The organism is Myxococcus qinghaiensis (genome assembly GCF_024198215.1).
Lineage (GTDB): Bacteria > Myxococcota > Myxococcia > Myxococcales > Myxococcaceae > Myxococcus > Myxococcus qinghaiensis.
In genome coordinates, this window is the sequence record NZ_JAKCFA010000017.1 from 147,009 (window position 1) to 170,734 (window position 23,726).

Sequence of the window (23,726 nt, forward strand, 5' to 3'; positions counted from 1 at the left end):
ACGCGAACCGAGGACGCGACGAGCGCCTCAGACGGAGAAGAAGAAGGTGTGGCGCGGGGTGATGGGCAGATAGCTGCGCTGGTAGCCGGCCTGGGCGCCGTAGAGCTGCGCGCCCGGAGGACTCTGGCGGGAGAAGTCCGGCGGCGGCTCCTCGAAGAAGACCAGCTCCACGCGGCGGTTGACCTGGGAGCGCAGGTTGTCCTGGCCCTGCCCTTCGATGGGCCAGTCCTCGCCGCACCCGAGCACCGCGGGCGTGGCGAAACTCAGCGCGCCCCTCGCGGCCTTCAGGTCCACGCGGCCCGCGACATACGTCTCATAGAGCTGGAAAACGGCCTTCCAGTCCTCCACGCCCGGCGCGCGCGAGTCCGGCGGCTTCGAGCCGTGCGCGGCCTCCACGCCCTTGCGGAACGCGGTGAGCGCCGCCGTGGTGCGCGAGCCGTGCTGGCCATCGATGCCACCCGGGTCGCAGCTCCAGCCGTACTCGTCCGCCACCCAGGTGAGGACCGTCTGATAGTCCTGCACGGTGTGCTCGGCGCAGGAGGCCGCCCAGCCCGCCTTGTCGCCCGTGAGGAAGTGGTGGACGTTCTCGGCGCGGGCCTTCGACAGGGCGCGGTTGGAGCCATCCCCTCCGACACTGTCGGTGTGCCCGGCGACGAGCAGCGTCTGCTTCTTCTCCAGCGCGTACTCGAGCGCGCGGATGACACACGTCAGTCCTCCCGTGTGGCCCTCGCGCCAGTTCTCACGCGCATGGGGCGCGGGCAGGAGCACGGCGCTTCCGGAGTGGAAGTTGAGGTCGTCCAGCTCCACCACCACGGCCGCGCGACGCTTGAGGACCAGGGTGTGGGCCTCACCCGTCGGCAACCCGAGGCCCGACGTGAGCTTCCGCGCGGTGACCTTGTTGTGAGACATCCTCGCCCCCTCGACCTCTGTTGGAAGCTGAACTCTAACCACTTCTTCACCGCGCGTGCGAGTCGCCGCGCGGGAAGTCGGGACACATGGGGGGTTCGCGCCCGCCTGCCCCGCATGTCACGGCAGCGCTCCGCTCCACCGGAAAACCCCGCGCTGGAAAGCCGGGGCTTTCCCTGCCTCGGACCCGAGGGCACATCATTTTCGTGCACGCGACTTCCGTTTCAGCGCCTGCCGCCGAATGATGGTCGACGGGCCGGACATCCTTCGTGGAACAGCACATGACGACGGCAACACCTTCGACGAGACGACGTGCGGCATCCCTGCGACGACATGGCACGGCCCTGGCTGGCCTCGTGGCGGTCGCCATCGGCGGCGCCGCGCACGCGCAGGAGACGGGGGGCGCGGAGCCCTACCGCCTGGGACTGCTGGTGGATGCGGGCGCGCCCCACGGCATCGGCCTGTCCGCGGTCTTCAAGCCCGTGCCCTGGCTGCGGCTGCAGGCGGGTCCCACCACCAACACGCTGAGCCTGGGCCTGCGCGGCGGCCTCAGCATCCTCCCGATGCAGACCTTCATCTCCCCCTCCTTCAACGTGGAGGGCGGGCACTACCTCGGCTCCGACTACAACGACGTGGCGGACTGGCTCGGCGCCACGCCCACGTCGGCGACGTCGGCCATCCGCGACATCAGCTACAACTACGTCGCTGGCAGCGTGGGGCTCGAAATCGGCGCCGCCAACCGCTTCAACTTCTTCCTGCACCTGGGCCTGAGCTACGTGCGCATGGGCGTGGACGACGCGAGCGCGCTCATCGAAGAGGCCACGGACGAGTCAGACATCACCGCGCGAAACCTCACCCTGCGCGCCACCATCCCCTCCGTGAAGGTGGGCTTCCTCTTCTATTTCTTCTGAGTCCGGAGACACACCATGCGAACGAATACCTTCCGCGCCCTGGTGCTCTCCACCTGTGCGCTGGCCGCTACCGGCTGCGACTCACTCTTCTTCATCGAGGCGGAGGCCGAGGAGATCTGCAAGGCCGAGCCCGACGTCGACTTCCCCGCCGCCCTCCCCGGCACCCTCAGCCTCCAGTACTCGCTCGAGTTCCCCCTGGGTGACTTCGACGAGGTGCTCCCGCAGGACACCGACGTGGAGACGGAGCTGCGGCTCAAGGCCTTCGAGGTGACGTCCAGCACGGACCTGAGCGGAATCGAGCGCGCGAGCGTCTCCGTGGTCCGCCCGGGCACCAGCGAGAGCATCCTCATTGGCGAGTACCGCCGCACCAACACGTCGCCCACGCAGTCCATCCGGCTCACCGGCAGCGGCGCGGTGAACCTGCTGGACATGGCCCGCGAGGACTCGCTGGAGCTGGTCTTCGATGCCCGGGGCTCGCTGCCCACGCGAGACTGGAACGCGCGGCTGGAGGCGTGCGCGGGCGTGCGCGCCAAGGCGAACTACTTCGACCTGGTCTTCTAGGCCCGGCTCACGGGTGCGCGGGGGACGCGGACGTCAGGCGCTCCCCCGTGCCCATGGGCACCACCGGTGTCGTCGAGGCCGAGGGCTGCACGCCCAGGTACTCGCGCCGCGTGCCCAGCAGGTTGTCGAAGAACGGGTGTGTCACGCACCAGTTCGCGTTCTGGTCCGTGCCCAGGTGGTGGTCGTAGTGCCAGGGCAGGTGCTCGCGAGCCCACTGGGGGTCCAGGTGCGCGCGGCGGTGGACGCGGTAGTAGTTCACCGCGCAGGCCCACACGGTGCCCACGAAGAAGGGAGCCACCGGGAACAGCGGCGCGTGCGCCAGGGCCACGGCGGCCAGCCCGAGCAGCTCCTTCGTCTGCGCGGACCAGGTCCACAGCGAGCGCAGGTACTGGTCATCCAGCATGTCGTGCTTGCGGGACGCCTGGTGGTGCTCGTGCCAGTGGAAGCCCCAGAAGCTTCCCCGGTGTCGTCCCAGGCCATGCAGCACGTACTTGTGCAGCGCCCATTCACCGAAATTGGAGTACGCCCAGCCCAGAGGGATGCCGATCATCTTCGCTCTCCAGGGGGGCGCCCGGCCGACGCCCCACCCTCAATATCATGACTATTTGGTCACTCTTTATCTATCACGCAATGAGTCGGAGCGCACGATGGTGAGCCGCGACGGCACGAGAGACAGGGGCGTGGAGGCGGACAAGCGGCCGGGGAGGCCGGGTGGCCGGAGGGAGACGGCGCGGCGGGAGCGGACGAAGGAGCTGGAGGACGCGGCGCTGCGGCTCTTCGTGGAGCGGGGGCTGGACGCGGTGACCATCGACGACATCACCCAGGCGGCCGGCGTGGCCAAGGGGACGTTCTACCGGTACTTCGTCGACAAGGCGGGGCTGGTGGAGGCGCTGTTGGAGCCGGTGCGGGGCGAGTTGCTCTCGGGGTTGGAGGCGTGCGGCCAGGCGCTCGGGAAGGCGCGCGGCGTGGAGGCGATGTTCGAGGCGTACCGGGCGATGGCGGCCGTCATCGCGAGCGCGTTGTTGCAGTACCCGGGGGTGGTGCGGCTGTACCTCCAGGAGAGCCGGGGGCCGGCGGTGGGGGCGCGGCAGAAGGTGGCGGAGCTGGCGCGGGAGGTGTCGCGACATGCGGTGGACATCACCCAGAAGGCGCACACGCATGGGCTGTTGAGGCCGATACGGCCGGCGGTGAGCGGGCTCGCGGTGGTGGGGGCAGTGGAGCGGTTGTTGCTCGCGGTGTTGAGTGAGGAGGACATCGGCAATCCGCTGGAGTTGCCGGATGCGCTGACGACGCTGGTGTTGGATGGACTGCGAGTGCCGCCTGGGACACGGGAGGGGCGCCGGAAGTTGGACGGGGGGGCCAAGCGCACTTAAGGGTGGGGAGTGGCGCGCAAGCGGGCCCTGGGTGGCTTCAGCATTCCGTGGTGGGCGTGGGTGGGGCTGGCGGCCGTCGTGCCGGTGGTCCTCATCAACGGGGCCATCTCGTGGCTGGGTGACACGCATGTGTCGCCGTTGTCGCTGTCGTTCCTGGAGATGAAGGTGAACGCGCTGGGCACGTATGTGGCGCACCGGCCGTCGTGTCTGCTGGACGGGCACGAGCCGCTGGAGCCGCTCATCGCGCGGGCGGAGCGGCGGCACGGGCTGCCTCCGGGGTTGTTGCAGGCGTTGGTGCTGGTGGAGTCGGAGGGGCGGGTGCACCGCATCTCTCCGGCGGGAGCGATGGGGCCCGGGCAGTTGATGCCCACCACGGCGGTGATGCTGGGGGTGGCGGACCCGTTCGACCCGGAGCCGGCGCTGGATGGGAGCGCGAGGTATCTGGCCGCGCAGCTGCGAAGGTTTCGGGACGTGAGGCTCGCGGTGGCCGCGTACAACGCGGGGCCCGGCTCCGTGAATGGGCGCGTGCCGAGGAACGGCGAGACGGAGTACTACGTGCCCAAGGTGCTCACGGCGTGGGTGCGTACGAGGCCGCCGGAGCCGCCGCGCCCTGTGCCCGTGGTGGCGGCGCGTGCGAGGCCTGTGACGGCCGTGGTGGCGAAGCCCGTGGCGCCTGTGCGGCCCGCTGTGGCGCAGGTGGGCAAGAAGACGGTGGCGGCGAAGCCCGTGGCGCCTGTGCGGCCCAAGGTCGTCGCAAAGCCGGTGGCGGCGCCAGCACGCACCACGGTGGTCGCCAAGCCCGTGGCGCCCAAGGCGAAGCCGAAGGCCGAGACTGCTCCCGCGAAAGCGCCCGCGCGCGCGACGCAGGCGAAGCCCGCTGTCACGGTGAACACGCGCCCGGGATGAGTGGCGCCGCGCGCCGCCAGTGATACGGAGCGAGGGTTCAAACCTGGCTCGATGACCGGACGATTTCGGGCTCGAACAATTCGCCGCGACGAAAACCAGGTTGCCAGGACTTGTGCTGTTGACCTGACAAGGGATTGCCGATAGCAGTGCACCCACGGGTTGGGGGCCGACCGTTCCATGTGAGGGATGCGTGAATCGCGTCTTGGTTGGAATTGGTGTGCTTTGGCTCTTCATCACGGGTGCCACGGGTTGTCGGCAGCAGGAGGCTGAGAGCGCGCGCGAAGCAACGCCGCGCCACTCTCGTGCCAGGCTCTCCGGGACGGGGACCGGCCTTGAGGGCCGCTACTATGACGATATGTCTTTCGGGTCCCTGGTCACCACCCAGGTGGACCCCACCATCTTCTTCGACTGGGGCTCCTCCATCCCCAGCGGGACGGCGCTGACGGACTCGGATACGTACTCCGTGCGCTGGACTGGCTGGGTGGAGGCACCCACCACCGGCACGTATTCCTTCATCACGATGTCGGACGACGGCGTCCGCCTCTGGGTCAACGGCACGCTCGTCATCGACAACTGGACGGACCACGCGCTCCAGGAGGACTCGGGCAACGTGAACCTCGTCGAGGGTCAGCTCGTCAGCATCCGCCTGGATTATTACGAGAACGACGGGGACGCCTTCATGGGTCTCTTGTGGATTGACCCGGACGACAACTGGCTCCCCATCCCCACGGAGTATCTCTATCCGCCCGAGACGACGCTTCCGGACGGAGGCAGTCTGCCGGACGCGGGCACCGAGCCGGACGCGGGCACCGAGCCGGATGCGGGCACCGAGCCAACGGATGCCGGTCCGCCCCCGGACACGACACCACCGACGTGGCCCGAAGGCCGCCGCCTGAGCGTCTCCGACGTGGCCGCGACGAGCCTGGTGCTGTCATGGCCCGCCGCGACGGATGACCAGGCCGTCACCGGCTACGTCCTCTACGAGAACGACGTGTTCCTCGCGCGGACGGGAGCCCTGGTCCGCACCTATACCCGCTCCGGGCTGACGCGCGGACAGGTCGCCACCTATCGGGTGGAAGCCGAGGACGCCGTCCCCAACGAATCCACCGACGGCCCCTCGGCCGTGGCGGCCACGCTGCCGCCCGACCCCGCCAATGTCGCGCCCCCGCTGAGCACCACGGGCGTCGTCTCCTTCAAGGAGGCCACGTCCTTCCTGTACTCCGGCCCGGACCCCGTCCAGTTCGGTGTCCAGTCCGGCGCCCACGTCGAGCGGCGGCTGGCCGTACTCCGGGGAAAGGTCACCTCTCGGACGGGCGCCGCGCTGCAGGGCGTCCGCGTCTCCGTCCTCCAGCAGCCGGAGGTCGGCTTCACGCTCACGCGGGAGGATGGCCGCTTCGACCTCGCGGTCAACGGTGGCGGCTCGCTCGTGCTCTCCTACGAGAAGGAAGGCTTCCTGCCCTCGCAGCGCGAGGTGGAGACACCGTGGGGGCAGTACCGTGAGGCGCCCGAGGTGATTCTCGTCGCGCTCGACTCGCGCGTGACGACCGTCGTCCTGGATGGCACGAGCACCGACACCCAGGTGGCCCAGGGCAACCCCGTCACGGACTCCGACGGGACGCGGCAGGCGACGGTGCTCTTCCCTCCCGGGACGCAGGTCTCCGTCGTCATTCCGGACGTGGGGACGCGGACGCTCGACTCGCTGTCCGTGCGCGCCACCGAGTACACCGTCGGAGCCTCCGGCCCCGCCGCCATGCCGGGCACCCTGCCCGCCGCGACAGGCTACACGTATGCCGTAGAGCTCGGCGCGGACGAGGCCATCGCCGTGGGTGCCTCGCGCATCCAGTTCGACCGCCCCGTCGCATTCTACGTCGACAACTTCCTGGACTTCCCCGCGGGCGACGCGGTGCCCATCGGCTTCTACGACCGCACGACGGGCAAGTGGGAGGCGGAACAGAACGGCCGCGTCATCGCCATCGTCGGCGTGACGGGCGGCGTGGCCCAGGTGGACATCACCGGAGACGGTACGGCGGAGGCGGACCCCGCCCTGCTGGCGTTGGGAATCACGTTGGATGAGCGCGAGCAACTCGCCACGCTCTACGCCCCGGGCAAGACGCTCTGGCGCGTGGCGCTGACGCACTTCACCCCATGGGACTGCAACTGGCCCTATGGCCCGCCCCTGGGCGCCAGGGCCCCGGACCGCCAGCGGCCCGAGCCCGACGAGTCAGAGGAGCGTCCCGAGTGCCAGAGCGGCTCCATCATCGAGTGCCAGAACCAGACGCTGGGAGAGTCACTGCCCGTGACGGGCACCTCCTATCAGCTCGTCTACCGCAGCGACCGGATGCCGGGGCGACGCGCCAGCCACACGATGCGAATCCCCCTGACGGGCCCGACGCTGCCGCCCGACGTCATCCGCGTCGTGGTGGAGCTGGAGGTGGCCGGCCGCAAGTTCCGCGCGTCCTACGCCCCCCTCCCCAACCTGGTCCATGAGTGGGCGTGGGACGGGAAGGATGCCTTTGGCCGCACGGTCTCCGGCAGTCAGGTCGTCGTGGGTCGCACGGGCTTCGTGTACCCGCTCATCTACCAGGAGCCCGCGAACTTCACCCGCTCCTTCGCGGCCATCTCCGGCGTGCCCTACAGCGCCGCCCGCGAGACTCGCGAGATGACGCTGTGGCAGTCCTGGTCGACGCCCATCACCCCGTCCCGGGCCTTGCTGCAGCCCGTCGCGGGTTGGTCGTTCGACCTGCATCACCAGTACGACCCGGACTCGCGCACGCTCTACATGGGCGACGGCACGCGCCGCTCCGCGGGCAACGTCGACGGGGTCCTCGTCGCCCTGGCGGGTACGGGCGTGGCGGGAGAGGGCGCGGATGGAACCCTCGCGCTCCAGGCGGAGCTCAACTATCCCACCGACCTCTCGGCGGGCCCGGACGGTCGCATCTATATCGCCGACTACGGAAACCACCGCATCGTCCGGCTCGACCCGGACGGAGTGCTGCGAGAGCACCACTCCCGTGGCTCGAGCTTCACCCCCGTCAACCTCAAGGTGGCTCCCAACGGAAATGTGTACGTCGCGGACTATGACTCGCACCGGGTCTGGAGCATCGACCCCTATGGATTCGCGGTGGTCTACGCGGGCACGGGCTCCTACGGGAACACGGGAGATGGCGGACGCGCCGTGGACGCGCGACTCGCCTACCCGGTGGATGTCGACGTGGCCCCCGACGGGACGCTGTACATCGTCGACAAGAACAACCACCGCGTCCGCCGCGTGTCACCCGACGGCATCATCACCTCCGTGCCGGGCACCTACTTCTATCCGGAGAGCATCGCGCTGGCACCGGATGGCAGCATCTACATCGTGGACATGAATGGACTCCACCGGCTGTCTCCCCACGGAGAGCTGACCTCCGTCAACGAGGTGATGGGGTGCTGCAACTTCCAGGAGACCACCATCGAGGCGCTGCCGGATGGCTCCCTGCTCATCATGGCCTCGCAGAACGCGAAGCTGTTCCGCCTCTATCGCGACGGGACGCTGAGCATCATCGCGGAGGGAGGCGGTTGCGCCACCCCGCTCTACACCCCGGCGAGCCAGGCCCAGTTCTGCCTGTCCGGCGTCGCCCGCTCACCCGACGGCACCACGCTGGTGGTGGACTATGCGTCCCATCGCGTGCGGCGACTGATTCCCGTCTTCCCGGAGCGCTCGTCGGAAATCCTGGTGGCTTCCGAGGACGGCGCGGAGTTCTACGTCTTCGACTCCCACGGTCGCCACCTGCGCACCGTGGACACGCTGACGCAGACCACGCTGCGCACCTTCACGTATGACACCGACGGGCGGCTGACCGGGTTGCTGGACCGCAGCGGCCAGCTCACCACCATCGACCGCGACACGGCGGGCGCCCCCACGTCCATCGTCGCCCCCCACGGCCACACCACGCTGCTGGACGTGGATGCGAATGGATACCTGTCCTCGGTGCAGGACCCGGCGGGCGAGTTGGTGGCGCTCGGGTACACGGCCGACGGCCTGCTCACGACGATGACGGACGCGCGGCTGGGCGAGCACGCGTTCACCTACGACACGGCGGGACGGCTGACCCGCGATGACCGGGCCTCCGGGAGCTGGAAGACGCTGACCCGCTCGGTGACGAGCACCGGCTTCGAGGTGACGCTGTCGACGCCGCTGGGTCGCCAGACGCGCTACCAGGTCTTGAAGCCCGCGACGGGCACGCAGCAGACGCGCACCACGACGACGCCCTCCGGGAGCGCCTCCACCACCGTCGTGAAGACCAGCGGCGCGGAGGTCCACACCCTGGCCAACGGGACGGTGGTCACCGTGAGCCGGGGGCCCGACCCGCGCTTCGGAATGCAGGTCCCCCTGGTCAGCCAGCGCACGGTCGCCACGCCGGGAGGCCTGACGTCCACGACGTCACACACCCGCTCCGTGACGTTCGCGCCGGGCGGCACCACCCTGGACCTGGCGAGCCTCACGGACACCCATACCGTGAACGGGCGCGCCTTCACGTCCCACTACGACGCCAGCACCCGCGAGTGGCTGATGACCTCGCCGCTCGGCAAGACGGTCCGCGTGCGGATGGATGCGCAGGGCCGGGTGGTCCGGCGCGAAGTCGCCGGCCTGGACCCCGTCATCTACGGCTACGACACGCTGGGGCGCCTGACGTCCACCCAGCAGGGCAGCCGCATCGGCACGTCGACGTACAATTTGGTGGGCCAGGTGAGCAGCACCACCGACGCGGCCGGAGGCACCGCCCTCTTCACCTACGGCACGACGGGGCACCTGGTGAGCAGTGAGTTTCCGGGCAGCCGGCTGGTGGGCTTCGGCTCGGATGCGCACGGCAACCTCACGTCCATCACCCCGCCGGGCCGCACGGCCCACGTCTTCACCTACACGCTGGCGGACGCGATGGGCAGCTACGCCCCGCCGAGCGTCACGGGAGGTGGCCTGCCCACGGTGTACGGCCATGACGCGGACGAGGCGACCACCAGTGTCAGCCTGCCGGACGGAACCTCGGTCACGTACGGCTATGACAGCGGAGGACGGCTCACGACGACCACCGCGCCCGGCATCACCCGCACCCTGAGCTACTTGAGCGGCAGCGGGCAGGTGGACCGGATGACGAGCGGGGGAGGCTCCAACCTCTCCTTCGTCCACGACGGAGCCCTCCTCAAGGACGTCACGTGGGACGGCGTCGTCGCGGGCCGCGTCAGCTACACATACAACGCGGACTTCCAGGTGACCGCCATGGCCATCAATACGAGCGGCGGCACCGTGGACTATCGCTACGACGGTGACGGGCTGCTCAGCGGCGCCGGCGCGCTGGACCTGACCCGGAACAGCACGAACGGGCTGCTCACCGGCACGACGCTGGGGACGCTCACCACGACCCAGGGCTACAACACCCTGGGCGAGTCGCAGTCCCTGTCCGCGACGGCGGGCGGCACCGCGCTCTACAGCCACACCATCACCGGGCGCGACGGCCTGGGACGCATCACCGACAAGACGGAGACCGTCCAGGGTGTGACGAAGTCCTTCCACTACACCTACGACGTCGCCGGGCGCCTGGAGACCGTCTCCATCAATGGCGTGCTGTCCGCGACGTACGGCTACGACAGCAACGGCAACCGCACCCTGGCGACGGAAGCGGGTGTCACGCGCAACGCCACCTACGATGCGCAGGACCGGCTGCTCACGTCCGGAGGCACGTCCTATGTCTTCGGCCCCAATGGAGACCTCCAGGAATCCCTGCGCACGGGGGACAGCAATCCCACGGAGTACACCTACGACGCACTCGGTGCCCTCCGGGCGGCGACGCTGAACGACGGCACGCAGGTGGACTACGTCGTGGATGCGCTCGGACGGCGCGTGGGTCGGAAGGTGAACGGCACCCTCACGCAAGGCTTCCTCTATGACGGCGGCCTGCGCGTCGCGGCGGAGTTGAATGGGAGCGGGGCGCTGGTCAGCCGCTTCGTCTATGCGACGCGGGGCCATGTCCCCGACTTCATGGTGAAGGGGGGCGTCACCTACCGCATCATCAGCGACCACCTCGGCAGCACACGGCTCGTCGTCAACACGGCCACGGGCGTCGTCGCGCAGCGGATGGACTACGACGCCTGGGGCCGGGTCACCACCGATACGGCGCCCGGCTTCCAGCCCTTCGGCTTCGCGGGCGGACTGCGTGACGGACTGACGGGCCTCACCCGCTTCGGCGCGCGTGACTACGACGCGGAGACGGGGCGCTGGACGAACAAGGACCCCATCCGCTTCGAGGGTGGCGACACCAACCTCTATGCGTACGCGGCCAATGACCCGATCAACCTCATCGACCCGTCCGGCCTGGACTGGAGCGACTGGCAGGACTGGGACCTGGCGGCTGCCGGCGACTTCGCGGCGGCCTTCGGCTCCACCTTGAGCTTCGGCCTCACGGACCTCATCAACAACGCCACGGGCGCGAGCGCCTTCGTCAACAAGTGCAGCGGCATGTACAACGCGGGCGAGTGGGCCGGGCTCGGCCTGAGCCTGGCCTTCGGTGGCGCCCACCTGGGACGCAACGCCGCCTACAACGGCTTCAAGCGGCTGTTCCATGACCCTCGCACGTGGGGTTCGGTCCGCAGGGTCTGGAGCCGTGAGGCCGGCGGTCTCATGAACAAGGGACAGAGCCTGCACCACTGGCTGATTCCCCAGCGCTGGGGCAACGTCAACGCCGGTTTCAACTACATGCCGCTGACCGCCAGCTTCAACAGCTGGATGAACGGCTCGTCGGCCCTCCGGGTCGGCGTGGAGTGGGGCTTCAAGGGTGTCGTCGCGGGCATCTACGGAGCGCCCGCGACCGCTGCCCTGAACGACCCCTGAGCATCCCGCTCCACCGCCCCGAGCAGGCGTCACCGCTGCTCGGGGCCTTCTTCGTCGTGACATGCCGCGCGGCCACGAAGCGCTCGACGCTCCGCGCGCGGCATGTTGAGTTCGAACCCTTCCGATGAAACGAGTCCCAGGTCGACCATGAAGCGAGCCACCCGCATCCGTCAGTCCGCGGTCCGCGTCCGCAGCGGCATCCGACTGGTCCTGTTCATGATGGCCCTGTGGCTGTGCGCGATGTTCTTCAACGTGACGTGGGCCGCGAAAATCACGGGGGCCCTGGCCCTCTTCTTCACGGCCACGACGGCCCTGGAGGCATGGAACGTGTGGCGCCTGCGTCGCCTTCCACCCGAGGAGCCGAAGCGAAGGTGAATCCCGACGTGAGCGGGAGGCCGCATCGGGCGGATGACCGACCTCCTCCCGTTGACCGACCTCGGGCGAATGACGGACGCGCGGCGTGAAGCACTCGTGCGACGAGTAGCTCACGCATGACGACTCCTTCCACGCCCCGAGGCTCCATGAGCAAGTCCTTGAAGGTCACCTTCACCCTGCTGTCCGCGGCGCTCGCCTTCGTGGCCGGAGTCACGCTGTTCGGCGACAACGTCCGCAAGCTCTTTGGCGCGAGCTCCGCGTCGCTCGGCGTCCCGGACGTGGCTTACAAGAAGACCCTGCGCAGCTTCGGAGAGAACTCCGAGTATGACGGCGCGGGCTCCTCGCCCTCCCTTCCCCGCAAGTCGATGCAGCACTTCAACCAAGGCGCGTACGCCGAAACACCCTCCTCCACCCCGGCCCACCCGGTGGAGCGCCTCGCCTCCAACGCCTACACCCGCACCGCGGATGACGCGCTCTCCACCTTCGCCGTGGACGTGGACACCGCCTCCTACGCCCTCTTCCGCCGCGCAGTGCAAGGCAACCGGCTGCCCTCCGCCGACACCGTCCGCGTCGAGGAATGGGTCAACTACTTCCGCTACCGCGTCCCCGAGCCCGCCCCCGGCGAAGGCGCCTTCCACGTCGCCCTGGAGGCCGCGCCCTCTCCCTTCACCCCGAGCCAGCACATCCTCAAGGTGAGCCTCCAGGGGCGCCACGTCGCCCAGGCCCAGCGCAAGTCCACGCACCTCGTGTTCCTCGTGGACACCAGCGGCTCCATGTCCGGCGCGGACCGGCTGGAGCTCGCCAAGACGTCGATGAAGCTCGCCGTCGCCGGCCTCAACCCCACCGACACCGTCACCATCTCCACCTACGCGGGCGACGTGCGCACCGTGCTGGACACCACCCCCGCGAGCCAACGCAAGCACATCGAGGCCGTCATCGACGACCTCTCCTCGGGCGGCGGCACCGCCATGGGCAGCGGCCTGGAGCTGGCCTATCAGCACGCCGTGCGCATGGCCGGCGCCAACCGCGTCTCGCGCGTCGTCGTCCTCACCGACGGCGACACCAACCTCGGCCGCAACCAGACGGCCGACTCCATGCTGGAGAGCATCAGTCGCTACGTAAAGGAAGGCGTCACCCTCTCCACCATCGGCTTCGGCATGGGCAACTACCGCGATGACCTGATGGAGCGCCTGGCCAACAAGGGCAACGGCAACTGCTTCTACATCGACTCCGAGCGCGAGGCCCGCCGCGTCTTCCAGGAGCAGCTCGGCGGCACCATGGAGGTCATCGCCCAGGACGTCAAAATCCAGGTGGAGTTCGACCCCGCCGCAGTGCGCGGCTACCGGCTGCTCGGCTACGAGAACCGCGCCATCGCCGACAAGGATTTCCGCGAGGACGCCGTCGATGCGGGCGAAATCGGCGCGGGCCACACCGTCACCGCGCTGTACGAACTGGACCTCACGGGCGAGGGCTCCACCGTCGCCACCGTCCGCGTGCGCGCCAAGAAGCCCGGCGGCTCCGAGGTCTCCGAGCAGCGCTTCTCCCTGCCTCGCGACAACGTGCGCGAGTCCCTGACGAAGGCGTCCTCCGACCTGCGCTTCGCCCTCGCCGTCGCCGGCACCGCGGACCTCCTGCGCGGCACCGCACCCACCGACGACCGGGGCTTCTCGCGCATCCACTCGCTGGCGGAGGACGCGGTGGACGGCCAGCCGGACCGCGAGGAGTTCCTCACCCTGCTCGGCAAGCTGCGCGAGCTGATGTCGCCCCGCGTCGCCAACTCGAACACCTACTGAGTCCGCGACGACAGCGCGCTCGCCGCGCCCCGGTCCAACCACACCTCCACGTCGCGGTGCAGTTGCAGGAAGGACGCGGGGCAGCGCGGAGTCACGGGGCCTTCCACCATGGCCTTCACCGCCTCCGCCTTGCCCTCGCCAAACGCCAGCAGCATCGCGCGCCGCGACTGGATGAGCGCCCCCATGCCCAGGGTCAGCGCCTCCAGCGGCACGCGGCTGGGGTCATCGCCGAAGAGCATCGCGTTGGCCTCGCGCGTCCCCCGGCTCAGCCGCGTCCGGTGACAGCGCGCCAGCAGGTGGTCCGCCGGCTCGTTGAAGGCCAGGTGTCCGTTGGCGCCGATGCCCAGCAACACCAGCCCCAGCCCGCCCTCGGCGACGAGCTCCGCCTCGTAGCGCGCGCACTCGGCTTCCGCGTCCGGCGCCGCGCCGTCGAGGAAGTGGATGCGCTCCTCCGACAGGTTCACCTTCCGGAAGAAGTGCCGCTCCATGTACGCGCGAAAGCTGCCCCCGTCGTCGCCCGACACCCCGCGCAGCTCGTCCAGGTTGAACGTCCGCACGCGCGACCAGTCCAGCGCCCCGCGCTCATGCAGCGCCACCAGCTCCCGGTACACGTTGAGCGGCGAGCGCCCCGTGGGCAGCCCCAACACCAGCGACGGATGAGACGTCACCGCCTCGCGGATGCGCGCGGCGCAGGCGACGGCCGCTTCCTGCTCGGACTCGAAGACTCGAAGGTTCAAGGAGGCTCCCGGTTCGCGAAGAAGGCGCGCACACGAGCATAGAAGCCACACCTCCAACACGAGCCCGGAGTCAGGAACGCGTTCACCGCGCGGCACGCCCGTGACAGCTGCGGCAACAGTCACTTTCCGATAGTGCACAAACGCGACGCGTCATGCCGCGGGCTCCGCGCGCGAGAGCCTCGGCGCTGAACGGCGGTAGAGTCGACAGATGGACCCCTTCGTCAGCCTCGACGCCACCGCCCAGGCGGAGCTCGTCCGCAGCGGGGAGGTCACGCCACTCGAGCTGGTGGACGCGGCCATCGCTCGCATCGAGCGCCACAACCCGAAGCTCAACGCCGTCGTGCACACGCAGTTCGACACGGCGCGCGCGCGGGCGAAGACGCCCCTGCCCCAGGGCCCCTTCACCGGCGTGCCCTTCCTGCTCAAGGACCTGCTCGCCGCGCAGGAGGGCTCCCCGCTGCGCTTCGGCTCGCGCTTCACGAAGGACTTCACCCCGGAGCACGACAGCGAGCTCGTCAAGCGCCACCTGCGCGCGGGGCTCGTCATGCTGGGCACGACGAATACGCCGGAGCTGGGCCTGTTGCCGACGACGGAGGGCGCGCTGCACGGCCCCTGTCGCAACCCGTGGGACGTGACGCGCTCTCCAGGGGGCTCCAGTGGCGGCGCGGCGGCGGCGGTGGCCAGCGGCATGGTGCCCTTCGCGCACGCGTCGGACGGCGGTGGCTCCATCCGCATCCCCGCGTCGGCCTGCGGCCTGTTCGGCCTCAAGCCCAGCCGAGGCCGCAACCCCACGGGCCCGGAGCTGGCGGACGGCGTCCACTGGCTGGTGGGCGAGCATGCCCTCACCCGCACGGTGAGGGACAGCGCCGCCCTGCTGGACGCCACCGAGGGCCCTGACGTGGGCGCGCCCTACGTCGCCCCGCCGAAGACGCGGCCCTACCTCATGGAGGTCGGCGCGCCGCCCGGCCGCCTGCGCGTCGGCCTGACACTGCGCAACGCCGTGGGCGCCCCCGTCCACCCCGAGTGCCTGGCCGCCGTCGCCGCCACCGCGCGCCTGCTGGAGGGCCTGGGCCACTCCGTCCTCGAAGGCAGCCTGCGGATACCGGGCGACGAGGAGCTAGGGCAGCACTTCATGACGGCCTGGGCCGCCAGCGTGGTGAACAGCATCGAGGGCCTGGGCCGGCGCATGCGCCGCACCCCGTCACCGGAGGACTTCGAGCCCTTCACCTGGGCGCTCTACCAGTTCGGCTTGAGCCAGGGCCTGTCGGCCTACCTGCACGCCCAGGCCGAGGGTCTGCGCTTCGGCCGCGCCTTCGCCCGGTGCTTCGCCGACGTGGACGTGTGGCTCCTGCCCACCGTCACCGAGCCCGCGCCCCTGCTCGGCTCGTTCGCCGCCCCACCCGACGAGCCGCTCGGGCCGCTGTTCCGCGCGGCGGCCTTCACGCCCTACTGCCCCATGGCCAACATGGCGGGCAACCCGGCCATGAGCGTCCCCCTCCACTGGAGCCCGGAGGGACTGCCCGTGGGGGTCCAGTTCATCGCCCGCTATGGCGACGAGGCCACCCTCTTCCGACTGGCCTCGCAGCTGGAGTCGGCGCACCCCTGGACGCACCGGCGCCCCGCGGTGTTCGGCTAGGGGTCGCCACGTCCGTCGGAGAGCGCTCGGGCAAACTTCGCGAGCACGTGTGGCGCCGGGCGCGATACAACCGTCCCCATGAAAGTCGCCGTGCTCACCGGCGGGGGTGACTGCCCCGGCCTGAACGCCGTCATCCGCGCCATCGTCCGCCGCGCCAACGCCCACGGTTTCGAGATGATGGGCCTTCGAGACGGGTGGAAGGGCCTGCTCGAGGACAACCACTTCCGCCTCACCCGGGAGACCACCTCCGGCATCCTCCACCGGGGCGGCACCATCCTCGGCACCTCCCGCGTCAACCCCTTCAAGGTCGAGAACGGCCTGGAGAAGGTCAAGCGCGCCATTGAACGCAATGGCATCCACGCCGTCATCGCCATCGGCGGCGAGGGCACGCTGTCCGCCGCCACGCGCATGTCGCAAGAGGGGCTGCGCATCGTCGGCGTGCCGAAGACCATCGACAACGACCTCAACGGCACGGACTTCACCTTCGGCTTCGACACCGCCGTGTCGATTGCGACGGAGGCCGTGGACCGGCTGCACTCCACCGCCGAGTCCCACAAGCGCGTCATCGTCTGCGAGGTCATGGGCCGACACGTCGGCTGGATTGCCACCTACGCGGGCATCGCCGGCGGCGCGGACGTCATCCTCGTCCCGGAGATTCCGGCCGACCTGGAGCGCGTGGCCGAGCACATCCAGCGCCGCCATGCGGGCGGGCGCACCTTCTCCATCGTCGTCGTCGCCGAGGGCACGCGAATCAAGCTGGCGGCGGACCAGAACGAGCAGCTCGTCACCAGCGGCTCGCTGGACGAAGCAGGCCGGCCGCGCCTGGGCGGCGTGGGCAACATCGTCGCGCACGAAATCGAGCGGCGCACTGGCTTCGAGACGCGCGTGTCCGTGCTGGGCCACATCCAGCGCGGCGGCGCGCCCACCGCGCATGACCGCGTGCTCGCCACCCGCTACGGCGTCCACGCCTGCGACATGGTGGCCCGCGGCGAGTTCGGGATGATGGCCGCGCTCAAGGGCAACGAAATCATCAGCGTGGACCTGTCCGCGGCGACGAAGGAGCTCAAGAAGGTGCCCAAGGAGTTCTTCGAGGTCGCCCAGGTCTTCTTCGGCTGACGCAGTGCAACAACAAACGAGCCGCATGACGCGGGGCGCTGGCTCGTGTGCGCATCCGGTAGCATCGGTGGCCTACCCCTCGCAGTGAAGGGACGGTGCCGATGCTTCCTGGACGCATGATGGACTTCCCGCTCACCCTGACGCACTTCCTGGAGCGCGCGCGGACGTACTTCCCGCGCTCGGAAATCGTCAGCCGCAATCCGGACAAGACGACGCACCGCTATACGTACGCGGACTTCCACCGGCGCACGTGTCAGTTGATGAATGCGCTGACGCGGCTGGGAGTGAAGGCGGGCGACCGGGTGGCGACGCTGAGCTGGAACCACTACCGGCACCTGGAGGCGTACTTCGGCATTCCGGCGATGGGCGCGGTGGTGCACACGCTGAACCTGCGCCTGCACCCGAATGATTTGGCGTACATCGCGCGGCACGCGGAGGACACGGTGGTGCTGGTGGACCGCTCGCTGTTGCCGCTGTTCGAGAAGTTCGCGGCGCAGGTGCCGAGCATCCGCCACGTCGTCGTCATTCCGGACGCGGGGCCGGCGCCGGAGGGGATGCTGGACTACGAGCAGTTGCTCGCGAAGGAGTCGGTGGACTTCGACTTCCCGACGCTGGATGAGAACAGCGCGGCGATGCTCTGCTACACGTCGGGGACGACGGGCAATCCGAAGGGCGTGCTGTTCAGCCACCGGTCCATCGTGTTGCACACGCTGGTGTGTTGCATGAAGGACCTGACGGGCATTGGCGAGGCGGACTCGGTGCTGCCGGTGGTGCCCATGTTCCACGCGGCGGCGTGGGGCCTGCCGTTCGACGCGCTGCTCACGGGCGCGCGCATGGTGATGCCGGGGCCGCACCTGGACCCGCCGTCGCTGTTGGACCTGATGGCGGCGGAGAAGGTGACGATTGCGGGCGGGGTGCCGACCATCTGGCTGGGAATCCTGGCGCTGTTGGACCAGGACCCGAAGAAGTGGGACCTGAGCGCGATGCGCACCATGTTGATTGGTGGCTCGGCGGCGCCTCCGGCGATGATTGACGGCTTCCGGCAGCGGCACGGGCTGGAGGTGACGCACGCCTGGGGCATGACGGAGATGAACCCGGTGGGCACCATGGCGAAGGTGAAGCAGGAGCTTCGCCACGCGGACGCGAAGACGCAGCTCGCGGCGCAGGGCTCGCAGGGCTTCGCGCTTCCGTTCGTGGAGACGCGGGTGATGAGCGAGGAGGGCAAGGCGTTGCCGTGGGATGGCTCGACGATGGGCGAGCTGGAGGTGCGCGGGCCGTGGGTGGCGGGCTCGTACTACGGCGGCGAGGGGCAGGACCGCTTCACGGCGGACGGCTGGTTCAAGACGGGTGACGTCGTGACGCTGGACGCGGATGGGTATGTCCGCATCTGCGACCGGAGCAAGGACGTCATCAAGTCGGGTGGCGAGTGGATTTCGTCGGTGGCGCTGGAGAACGCGCTGATGAGCCATCCGGCGGTGCTGGAGGCGGCGGTGTTCGCCGGGCGGCACGCGCGCTGGGATGAGCGCCCGCTGGCGGCGGTGGTGTTGAAGCCGGGGCAGACGGCGACGAAGGAGGAGCTGGCCGAGCACCTGGCGAAGCAGTTCGCCAAGTTCTGGCTGCCGGACGACTACCTCTTCATCGCCCAGATTCCGCGCACGTCCACGGGCAAGTTCCTCAAGACGAAGCTGCGCGAGGACTACGGCGACCACCTGCTCAAGAGCGCGCCCAGCGCCGCTGGGTGAGTCCACCGGACCTCCGGGCCCATCGTCCTCGCGGTGAGGCGGTGGGTCCGGCGCGGCGGTGCTCCGCGAACCTGAAAGTACGGCTTACAAGCTGCCGCCTCGATGAGTCCCCCTCTTCGCAGGGTCCGGGGCTCAGCCGTGCTGGTCGATGAGCTGAATCTTCCGGCTCCGGCACACATCCTCGAAGTCACCCCGGTTGAAGGTGATGAGAGCGTGCAGCCGGTTCTTCGGGTTGAGCAGCATCAGCCGCACCACCCGGTCCACCAGACTCAAGGCGCGGTAGCTGCCTCCCTGCTTCTTCAGCTCCTCGAAGCACTCGCCGAGCGCCTGCTCCCGCATCTTCCGGTCGAACAACATCGACAGCCGGTTGCGCTGCCGCAGGCGTTTCAAGTCCCGCTCCATCAGCCCCAATGAGTCACTGCGTCGGGCCATCCGGGTCGACACCGTTTCATAGAGGATGGGCCAGGGGATGACGAGCTCATGCGTGGCTGAGTCGAAGAGCTTCTCGAAGAGGGCCTCCGCGACACCGTGCAGACCGTCCCGCGAGTCGTACAGCGCGATGAGGAAACAGGCATCGACGCAGACCTTCATGCGTCGTCCTGCTCCTCTCCAGCCACCTCGGTGTAGCCGACCCAGGAGGCTGGACGCCTGCTGCCGAACAGCCACTTCCCGCTCCACTTTCCATCCTTGTCGGGCCCAATCAGATAGGCCCGCCCCTTCTTCCCGATGATGGGCTTGAGGGCGCGCTTGATTTGCGTGGGCGTCAGCGCCGTCGTGAAGGTCGCCATGCCATCACCACACTCGCGTGCCTCCAGCTTCGCCAGCCACCTGTAGAGGTCGTCGTAGTTCCCCCGGAGCCCCAGGTCGAACGAGAGCCAGTACCGTGTCATGCATCCTCCCTGACGAGGCCTTGCGCCCCCCTGACGAACGGGGGCCTGAACAGGCACGAGGTCCGAGCCCTGTTTCTCACCCTCCAGGTCGCGGCGTCTACTGCCTACCGGAGTTCGTGGAATCGGAGGAGGACGGGCCGAGGAAGTCACTTCGATGGAGGGGCGCATGCAGTCTCACTGGTTGGATGGTCCGCGCCCGTCAAGTGGGCGCGGACCGCGATTCCTGCAAGCAACACGCCCTGGTCAGGCGACTCCTGACGTCAGTTGGCGCCGAGGCAGACGCCGCCGCAGGTGGTCTCCACCTTGCCATCCGGTTGCAGGAAGAGGTCCACCTGCTCGCGGCCCTTCACGTTGCGCCGCACGCCCTCGTGCACCGGGTTGTCCTGCGCGGGCAGGTCCGCCACCGTGCCCGGCAGCGGTGAGGGCAGCCCGAAGTCGAACTGCACCAGCGCCGCGCCGTCGATCGCGCCCTCGAACACCGGCAGCTCCGGCACCCGCCACGTCGCCGGGAGCTGCTGCGTCAGGCCCATCGCCCGCGCGTGAAGCTCCGTGGCCACGTTGGGCACCTGCGCATCACCCAGCCCGTACTGCACCAGCACGCGACGCGACGCCGGTCCACCCGTGTACGGCGCCGTCAGCACGTGCGGCGCGTAGGTAATCGGGTCGATGCGGTCGAAGCTCGTCTGCGTCAGCGCCGCGAACTTCTGCTGATCCAACGCATCCGGCACCGCCGCCGCAATCGCCTGGAGGAACATCGCGAACGGCTTCGCGCGGAACATCATCAACGAGAAGTCCGCTCCACCCACGCTGAACACCGCCCGGGAGATGTGCGGCGACAGCGCCACGTACGTCCCACCCAGGATGTGCCCCTGGCTGATGCCGTAGAAGTACGTCTGGTCCGGGTCATACACGAGCACCCCGTTGTCCTTCAGCTCCGCCAAATCCCTCAGCGTCGTCCGTGCCGCATAGGTGACGGCCATCTGGTTCACCATGCCCTGGTGCACCCGGTCGGTGAAGCGCAGCGTCTGCGCGGGCTGCTGCGACATCGCGCCAATCACCCCCGGCGCATCCGCCTGCGACATCCCCCACCAGTCCACCGTCATCACCACCATCTTCGTCGCCTGCACGAAGGGCCGCACGAACGAGCCGTCCGACTCTCCCTGACTGCCGAAGAAGCCATGCCCGTATTGGAGGAAGCGCACCGGCGCCACGGCCTGCCCCCAGACGCTCCGGGGAATCTGGAGCGTGAAGGGCACCTCCGCCTCGCCATTGCGCTTCACCCGGCCCTGCTCGTCACGCGCCAGCAGCGCCCCCGCCTGCGCCGTCTCCATGAAGAGCGGCACCCGCAGCGTCCCCTTGATGCGGCGGAAGATGTTCGCGTCCACCTCGTCCTTCACCTCCGTCACCGTGACGACGGGCGGCGTGGCCTCCATCGCCTCCATCGCGAGCCTGCGCACGTCCAGCATGTCCCGGGTGACGTTCTCCTCCGTCTCCGTGGTGAAGTCCCACGCGAGCTGCAACTCGGAGCGAGCCACGCCCGCGGCCTCCAGTGCCGGGAAGATGTCCGCCTCGTACCGCGCGGCCAGGGGCGCGAGCAGCGGGTCTCCCGCCGTCTGCCCATCCCGGATGCGGCGGAAGCCCTCCGGCACCGTCACGTCCGTCCCGTCCTTCGCCTTCAGCCCCCGCAGCGCGACGATGTAGCGAGCCCCACCGCGCAGCCGCACCACCGGCCGCAGCAGCAACGCCCGGTGCGCATCATCCGGCGCGCGAGGGTCCAACTCCGCGAAGTGCAGCACTCCCGTGCGAGCCTCCGCGTCCAGCACCACCGTGGTCCCCGACGTCGCCGCCGTGGGCTGGGTCACCGTCGGCAGGTTCGTCGCGTCCACGCCGCCCGGGAAGAGCGCGAGCATCTGCGTCCCATGCGAATACCCATCCGCCGGATGCAGGTCCGTGAAGTCGAAGGGCGTCCCGTCCTTCATCTTCAACTTCGCCGCCGTGCTCAGCTTCACGCGGTGGCCCGAGGGCAGCGCCGCGTCCTCCTGCAGGAAGTAGTTCGACGGATACGGCAACAGACAGTCATGCTCCGACGCCAACGGGTTGCACCCCTCCGGCACCTCCAGCGCCGGCAGTACAGGCCCCGCATCCGGAGTCCCCGAGTCGGGCGTGCCTCCGCCGTCGGGCTGCTCCTGCCCCGCGTCCGGCGACGCGTCATCCTCTGAATCCGAGCACGCGGTCATCGCCAGCAACGACAACGCCAGCACCCACGCGCCGCGCTTCTTCATTCGCTCCCACATGGTCCGAGGACTCCTCGTGCGAACACAGATGTTTGTGTCACGAGGATGTAACCTGCGACGTCACCCGGACAAAGCCTTGTCTCACGACGCGGCGCACCACGCACAGCCACGACACGCCCTGCGTGCGAGGCCCCGCGCATGGCTGTCCAATGTCGCACACCCACGTCTCCCCAGAGCCGGCTCGGCTCCACGGAGAGTGAGAGGAATCAGGCAAGCAGTGCAACAGCGTCAGCCCGGGTTCCAGGCTGACGCTGTCTATCCACGGATGTTTCAGATTCCGCAGATATCCTCGGCCAGCGAGATGCACGCCGCGATGAACTGCGCGGTGGTGCAGCCGCCGTTCTGGGTGCAGACGATGTCGCCGGTCCCCGGCTCGCTACACCACTGGAGCGTCACCCAGCACGCGGCTTGAGTGACGGTCCGGTCTCCCTCGATGGCCTGCGCGCTCACGTTGCTCTCGCCCGACGCATCCCGCACCGTCACGGGCGTGCCGTCGCTGCGCGTCGCCTCGTAGCGCGGGCCCAGCTCTCCAGAGACAGCCTCGGGCGAAGCCGCCTCGGGTCCACACCCCGTGAGCATTCCGACAGCGAGCCCCGCGACCACCATGAATGACAGCGCCTTCATATGGTTCTCCTGGGTGATGGGACTCACCGACCTGAGCCCCACCGTCCATATGCAATGATTGTCTTTTCGCCTCCATCGTTGATTGCCACTATCTGAAATGTTTTCAGGCCCGTCTCAAGTCTGGGATTACAGTCCACTGCAATCACTGCGCATGGATTGAGCCTTGGAACGCTCGACGTGGAACCTTCCGTCCATCCTGGGCACGGGCACCCTCGTGTGCTCGAAAGGGAGCGTCATCTGGTGGACGACAGCCGGGGGCGCGCCGACGTCGCGAGCGTCCACCGGCGGCTCCGGGTTAAGTTGCGGCCACCATGCCGTCCGTGAAGCAACTTCGCCCGTTCGCCCTGGCAACCCTGGAAGCCTTCCTCGATGCTTCAGGGCCCGTGGTCCTCGTCCAGCAGCCGCCCGAGCCCGTCTTCCAGCAGGTGGCGATGCGGCTGGGTGAGGCGCGCACCGTGGGCATGGCCCATCGCAGCCGCCTGGTGGACCGCCTCTTCGTCATGCTCCGCGGCTTCGATGCGCTGGAGGTCCACTTCCTGCGTCCCGTCATGGATGGCCAGGAGCTGACGGTGGGGAAAATCGAGGGCTGCACGCTGCTCGTCCCGGACCCGTCGGTCTCCAAGCACCACGCCACGCTGAAGTGGCACGCGGCGCGCGGGGACTGCTCCGTGAAGGACGTGGGCTCGATGAACGGGACGTGGGTCAACGCCACGTCGCTCACCCCGGAGCAGGAGGTCCTCCTCACGGACGGGGACGCGCTGGGTTTCGGGGATGCCCAGTTCCTCTACCTGCGCACGGAGACGCTGCACGCGCACCTGCGCATGGCCAGCCCCGGCGCCCGGGGCTGATTCGCCCCTCGACGGGAATGTCGCCTCGGACTCCCGCGTAGGGAGGACTGCCCGGCGCTCGGCTGCTCCTGGCCGAGCCCGGGGCCCCTCTCTCCTACATCGAGCCACTTCGTGCGGCGGGGCCGGCGATTCGCCGCTATGACTCGGGC

Annotated in this window: 18 protein-coding genes; 11 read left to right on the forward strand and 7 right to left on the reverse strand. The window is 69.1% G+C overall.

What is annotated here, in order from left to right; translation table 11 throughout:
- Positions 1-27: 27 nt before the first annotated feature.
- Positions 28-909, reverse strand: coding sequence for an OmpA family protein (locus tag LZ199_RS29060; RefSeq protein ID WP_253997030.1), 882 nt, complete (start codon positions 907-909; stop codon positions 28-30).
- 353 nt (positions 910-1,262) lie between these two features.
- Between LZ199_RS29060 and LZ199_RS29065 the strand changes: the two genes are divergently transcribed.
- Positions 1,263-1,817, forward strand: a complete 555-nt coding sequence (locus tag LZ199_RS29065; RefSeq protein ID WP_253997031.1) for a hypothetical protein — start codon at positions 1,263-1,265, stop codon at positions 1,815-1,817.
- Positions 1,818-1,832: 15 nt separating this feature from the next.
- Positions 1,833-2,378 carry a hypothetical protein gene (locus tag LZ199_RS29070; RefSeq protein ID WP_253997032.1) on the forward strand — a complete coding sequence of 182 codons (546 nt, stop codon included), beginning with the start codon at positions 1,833-1,835 and terminating at the stop codon, positions 2,376-2,378.
- Positions 2,379-2,385: 7 nt separating this feature from the next.
- Here the strand turns inward: LZ199_RS29070 and LZ199_RS29075 are convergent, their stop codons facing one another.
- Positions 2,386-2,928, reverse strand: coding sequence for a hypothetical protein (locus tag LZ199_RS29075; RefSeq protein ID WP_253997033.1), 543 nt, complete (start codon positions 2,926-2,928; stop codon positions 2,386-2,388).
- Positions 2,929-3,025: 97 nt separating this feature from the next.
- Between LZ199_RS29075 and LZ199_RS46505 the strand changes: the two genes are divergently transcribed.
- The 5 genes from LZ199_RS46505 to LZ199_RS29100 all read left to right on the forward strand — a co-directional run bounded on the left by LZ199_RS46505 (position 3,026) and on the right by LZ199_RS29100 (position 13,690).
- Complete coding sequence (locus LZ199_RS46505) at positions 3,026-3,751, forward strand: TetR/AcrR family transcriptional regulator (protein ID WP_267145165.1); 726 nt, start codon at positions 3,026-3,028, stop codon at positions 3,749-3,751.
- A gap of 9 nt (positions 3,752-3,760) precedes the next feature.
- Positions 3,761-4,657, forward strand: a complete 897-nt coding sequence (locus LZ199_RS29085; RefSeq protein WP_253997034.1) for a lytic transglycosylase domain-containing protein — start codon at positions 3,761-3,763, stop codon at positions 4,655-4,657.
- Positions 4,658-4,874: 217 nt separating this feature from the next.
- Entirely contained in the window at positions 4,875-11,522 is a 6,648-nt protein-coding gene (locus tag LZ199_RS29090; RefSeq protein WP_323389920.1) for a PA14 domain-containing protein, read from the forward strand.
- A gap of 147 nt (positions 11,523-11,669) precedes the next feature.
- Positions 11,670-11,897 carry a hypothetical protein gene (locus LZ199_RS29095; protein ID WP_253997036.1) on the forward strand — a complete coding sequence of 76 codons (228 nt, stop codon included), beginning with the start codon at positions 11,670-11,672 and terminating at the stop codon, positions 11,895-11,897.
- 116 nt (positions 11,898-12,013) lie between these two features.
- Positions 12,014-13,690 carry a vWA domain-containing protein gene (locus LZ199_RS29100; RefSeq protein WP_253997037.1) on the forward strand — a complete coding sequence of 559 codons (1,677 nt, stop codon included), beginning with the start codon at positions 12,014-12,016 and terminating at the stop codon, positions 13,688-13,690.
- Here LZ199_RS29100 and LZ199_RS29105 read toward each other — a convergent pair.
- Positions 13,684-14,427 carry a glucosamine-6-phosphate deaminase gene (locus tag LZ199_RS29105; RefSeq protein ID WP_253997038.1) on the reverse strand — a complete coding sequence of 248 codons (744 nt, stop codon included), beginning with the start codon at positions 14,425-14,427 and terminating at the stop codon, positions 13,684-13,686. The genes LZ199_RS29100 and LZ199_RS29105 overlap by 7 nt on opposite strands.
- Before the next feature lie 208 nt (positions 14,428-14,635).
- Here LZ199_RS29105 and LZ199_RS29110 point away from each other — a divergent pair, with 208 nt between their 5' ends.
- The 3 genes from LZ199_RS29110 (at position 14,636) to LZ199_RS29120 (ending at position 18,921) form a co-directional block, all read left to right on the forward strand.
- Positions 14,636-16,063: an amidase gene (locus LZ199_RS29110; protein WP_253997039.1), complete on the forward strand. Its 1,428-nt coding sequence runs from the start codon at positions 14,636-14,638 to the stop codon at positions 16,061-16,063.
- 78 nt (positions 16,064-16,141) lie between these two features.
- Positions 16,142-17,179 (forward strand): 6-phosphofructokinase, encoded by a 1,038-nt coding sequence (locus LZ199_RS29115; RefSeq protein ID WP_163869018.1) that lies wholly within the window; start codon positions 16,142-16,144, stop codon positions 17,177-17,179.
- Between the two features lie 101 nt (positions 17,180-17,280).
- Positions 17,281-18,921, forward strand: coding sequence for a long-chain fatty acid--CoA ligase (locus LZ199_RS29120; RefSeq protein WP_253997040.1), 1,641 nt, complete (start codon positions 17,281-17,283; stop codon positions 18,919-18,921).
- 132 nt (positions 18,922-19,053) lie between these two features.
- On the opposite strand, the gene LZ199_RS29125 is transcribed toward LZ199_RS29120, so the two are convergent.
- From LZ199_RS29125 to LZ199_RS29140, 4 genes are all read right to left on the reverse strand, one after another.
- Positions 19,054-19,512 (reverse strand): hypothetical protein, encoded by a 459-nt coding sequence (locus tag LZ199_RS29125; protein WP_253997041.1) that lies wholly within the window; start codon positions 19,510-19,512, stop codon positions 19,054-19,056.
- Positions 19,509-19,811 carry a hypothetical protein gene (locus LZ199_RS29130; protein ID WP_253997042.1) on the reverse strand — a complete coding sequence of 101 codons (303 nt, stop codon included), beginning with the start codon at positions 19,809-19,811 and terminating at the stop codon, positions 19,509-19,511. Before LZ199_RS29130 ends, LZ199_RS29125 begins: the two co-directional genes overlap by 4 nt.
- A 260-nt stretch (positions 19,812-20,071) precedes the next feature.
- A complete protein-coding gene (locus LZ199_RS29135) occupies positions 20,072-22,105 on the reverse strand; it encodes a hypothetical protein (protein ID WP_253997043.1) in 2,034 nt (677 codons plus the stop codon).
- 270 nt (positions 22,106-22,375) lie between these two features.
- Entirely contained in the window at positions 22,376-22,729 is a 354-nt protein-coding gene (locus LZ199_RS29140; RefSeq protein ID WP_253997044.1) for a hypothetical protein, read from the reverse strand.
- Between the two features lie 311 nt (positions 22,730-23,040).
- Here LZ199_RS29140 and LZ199_RS29145 point away from each other — a divergent pair, with 311 nt between their 5' ends.
- Positions 23,041-23,577 carry an FHA domain-containing protein gene (locus LZ199_RS29145; protein ID WP_253997045.1) on the forward strand — a complete coding sequence of 179 codons (537 nt, stop codon included), beginning with the start codon at positions 23,041-23,043 and terminating at the stop codon, positions 23,575-23,577.
- Positions 23,578-23,726 lie beyond the last annotated feature (149 nt).

Excerpts from the sequence above, each read along its gene's own strand:
- LZ199_RS29060 (WP_253997030.1), bottom strand. The coding sequence starts at position 909 with ATGTCTCACAACAAGGTCACCGCGCGGAAGCTCACGTCGGGCCTCGGG.
- LZ199_RS29070 (WP_253997032.1), top strand. The coding sequence starts at position 1,833 with ATGCGAACGAATACCTTCCGCGCCCTGGTGCTCTCCACCTGTGCGCTG.
- LZ199_RS29075 (WP_253997033.1), bottom strand. The coding sequence starts at position 2,928 with ATGATCGGCATCCCTCTGGGCTGGGCGTACTCCAATTTCGGTGAATGG.
- LZ199_RS46505 (WP_267145165.1), top strand. The coding sequence starts at position 3,026 with ATGGTGAGCCGCGACGGCACGAGAGACAGGGGCGTGGAGGCGGACAAG.
- LZ199_RS29095 (WP_253997036.1), top strand. The coding sequence starts at position 11,670 with ATGAAGCGAGCCACCCGCATCCGTCAGTCCGCGGTCCGCGTCCGCAGC.
- LZ199_RS29100 (WP_253997037.1), top strand. The coding sequence starts at position 12,014 with ATGACGACTCCTTCCACGCCCCGAGGCTCCATGAGCAAGTCCTTGAAG.
- LZ199_RS29110 (WP_253997039.1), top strand. The coding sequence starts at position 14,636 with ATGGACCCCTTCGTCAGCCTCGACGCCACCGCCCAGGCGGAGCTCGTC.
- LZ199_RS29115 (WP_163869018.1), top strand. The coding sequence starts at position 16,142 with ATGAAAGTCGCCGTGCTCACCGGCGGGGGTGACTGCCCCGGCCTGAAC.
- LZ199_RS29120 (WP_253997040.1), top strand. The coding sequence starts at position 17,281 with ATGCTTCCTGGACGCATGATGGACTTCCCGCTCACCCTGACGCACTTC.
- LZ199_RS29125 (WP_253997041.1), bottom strand. The coding sequence starts at position 19,512 with ATGAAGGTCTGCGTCGATGCCTGTTTCCTCATCGCGCTGTACGACTCG.
- LZ199_RS29130 (WP_253997042.1), bottom strand. The coding sequence starts at position 19,811 with ATGACACGGTACTGGCTCTCGTTCGACCTGGGGCTCCGGGGGAACTAC.
- LZ199_RS29135 (WP_253997043.1), bottom strand. The coding sequence starts at position 22,105 with ATGTGGGAGCGAATGAAGAAGCGCGGCGCGTGGGTGCTGGCGTTGTCG.
- LZ199_RS29140 (WP_253997044.1), bottom strand. The coding sequence starts at position 22,729 with ATGAAGGCGCTGTCATTCATGGTGGTCGCGGGGCTCGCTGTCGGAATG.
- LZ199_RS29145 (WP_253997045.1), top strand. The coding sequence starts at position 23,041 with ATGCCGTCCGTGAAGCAACTTCGCCCGTTCGCCCTGGCAACCCTGGAA.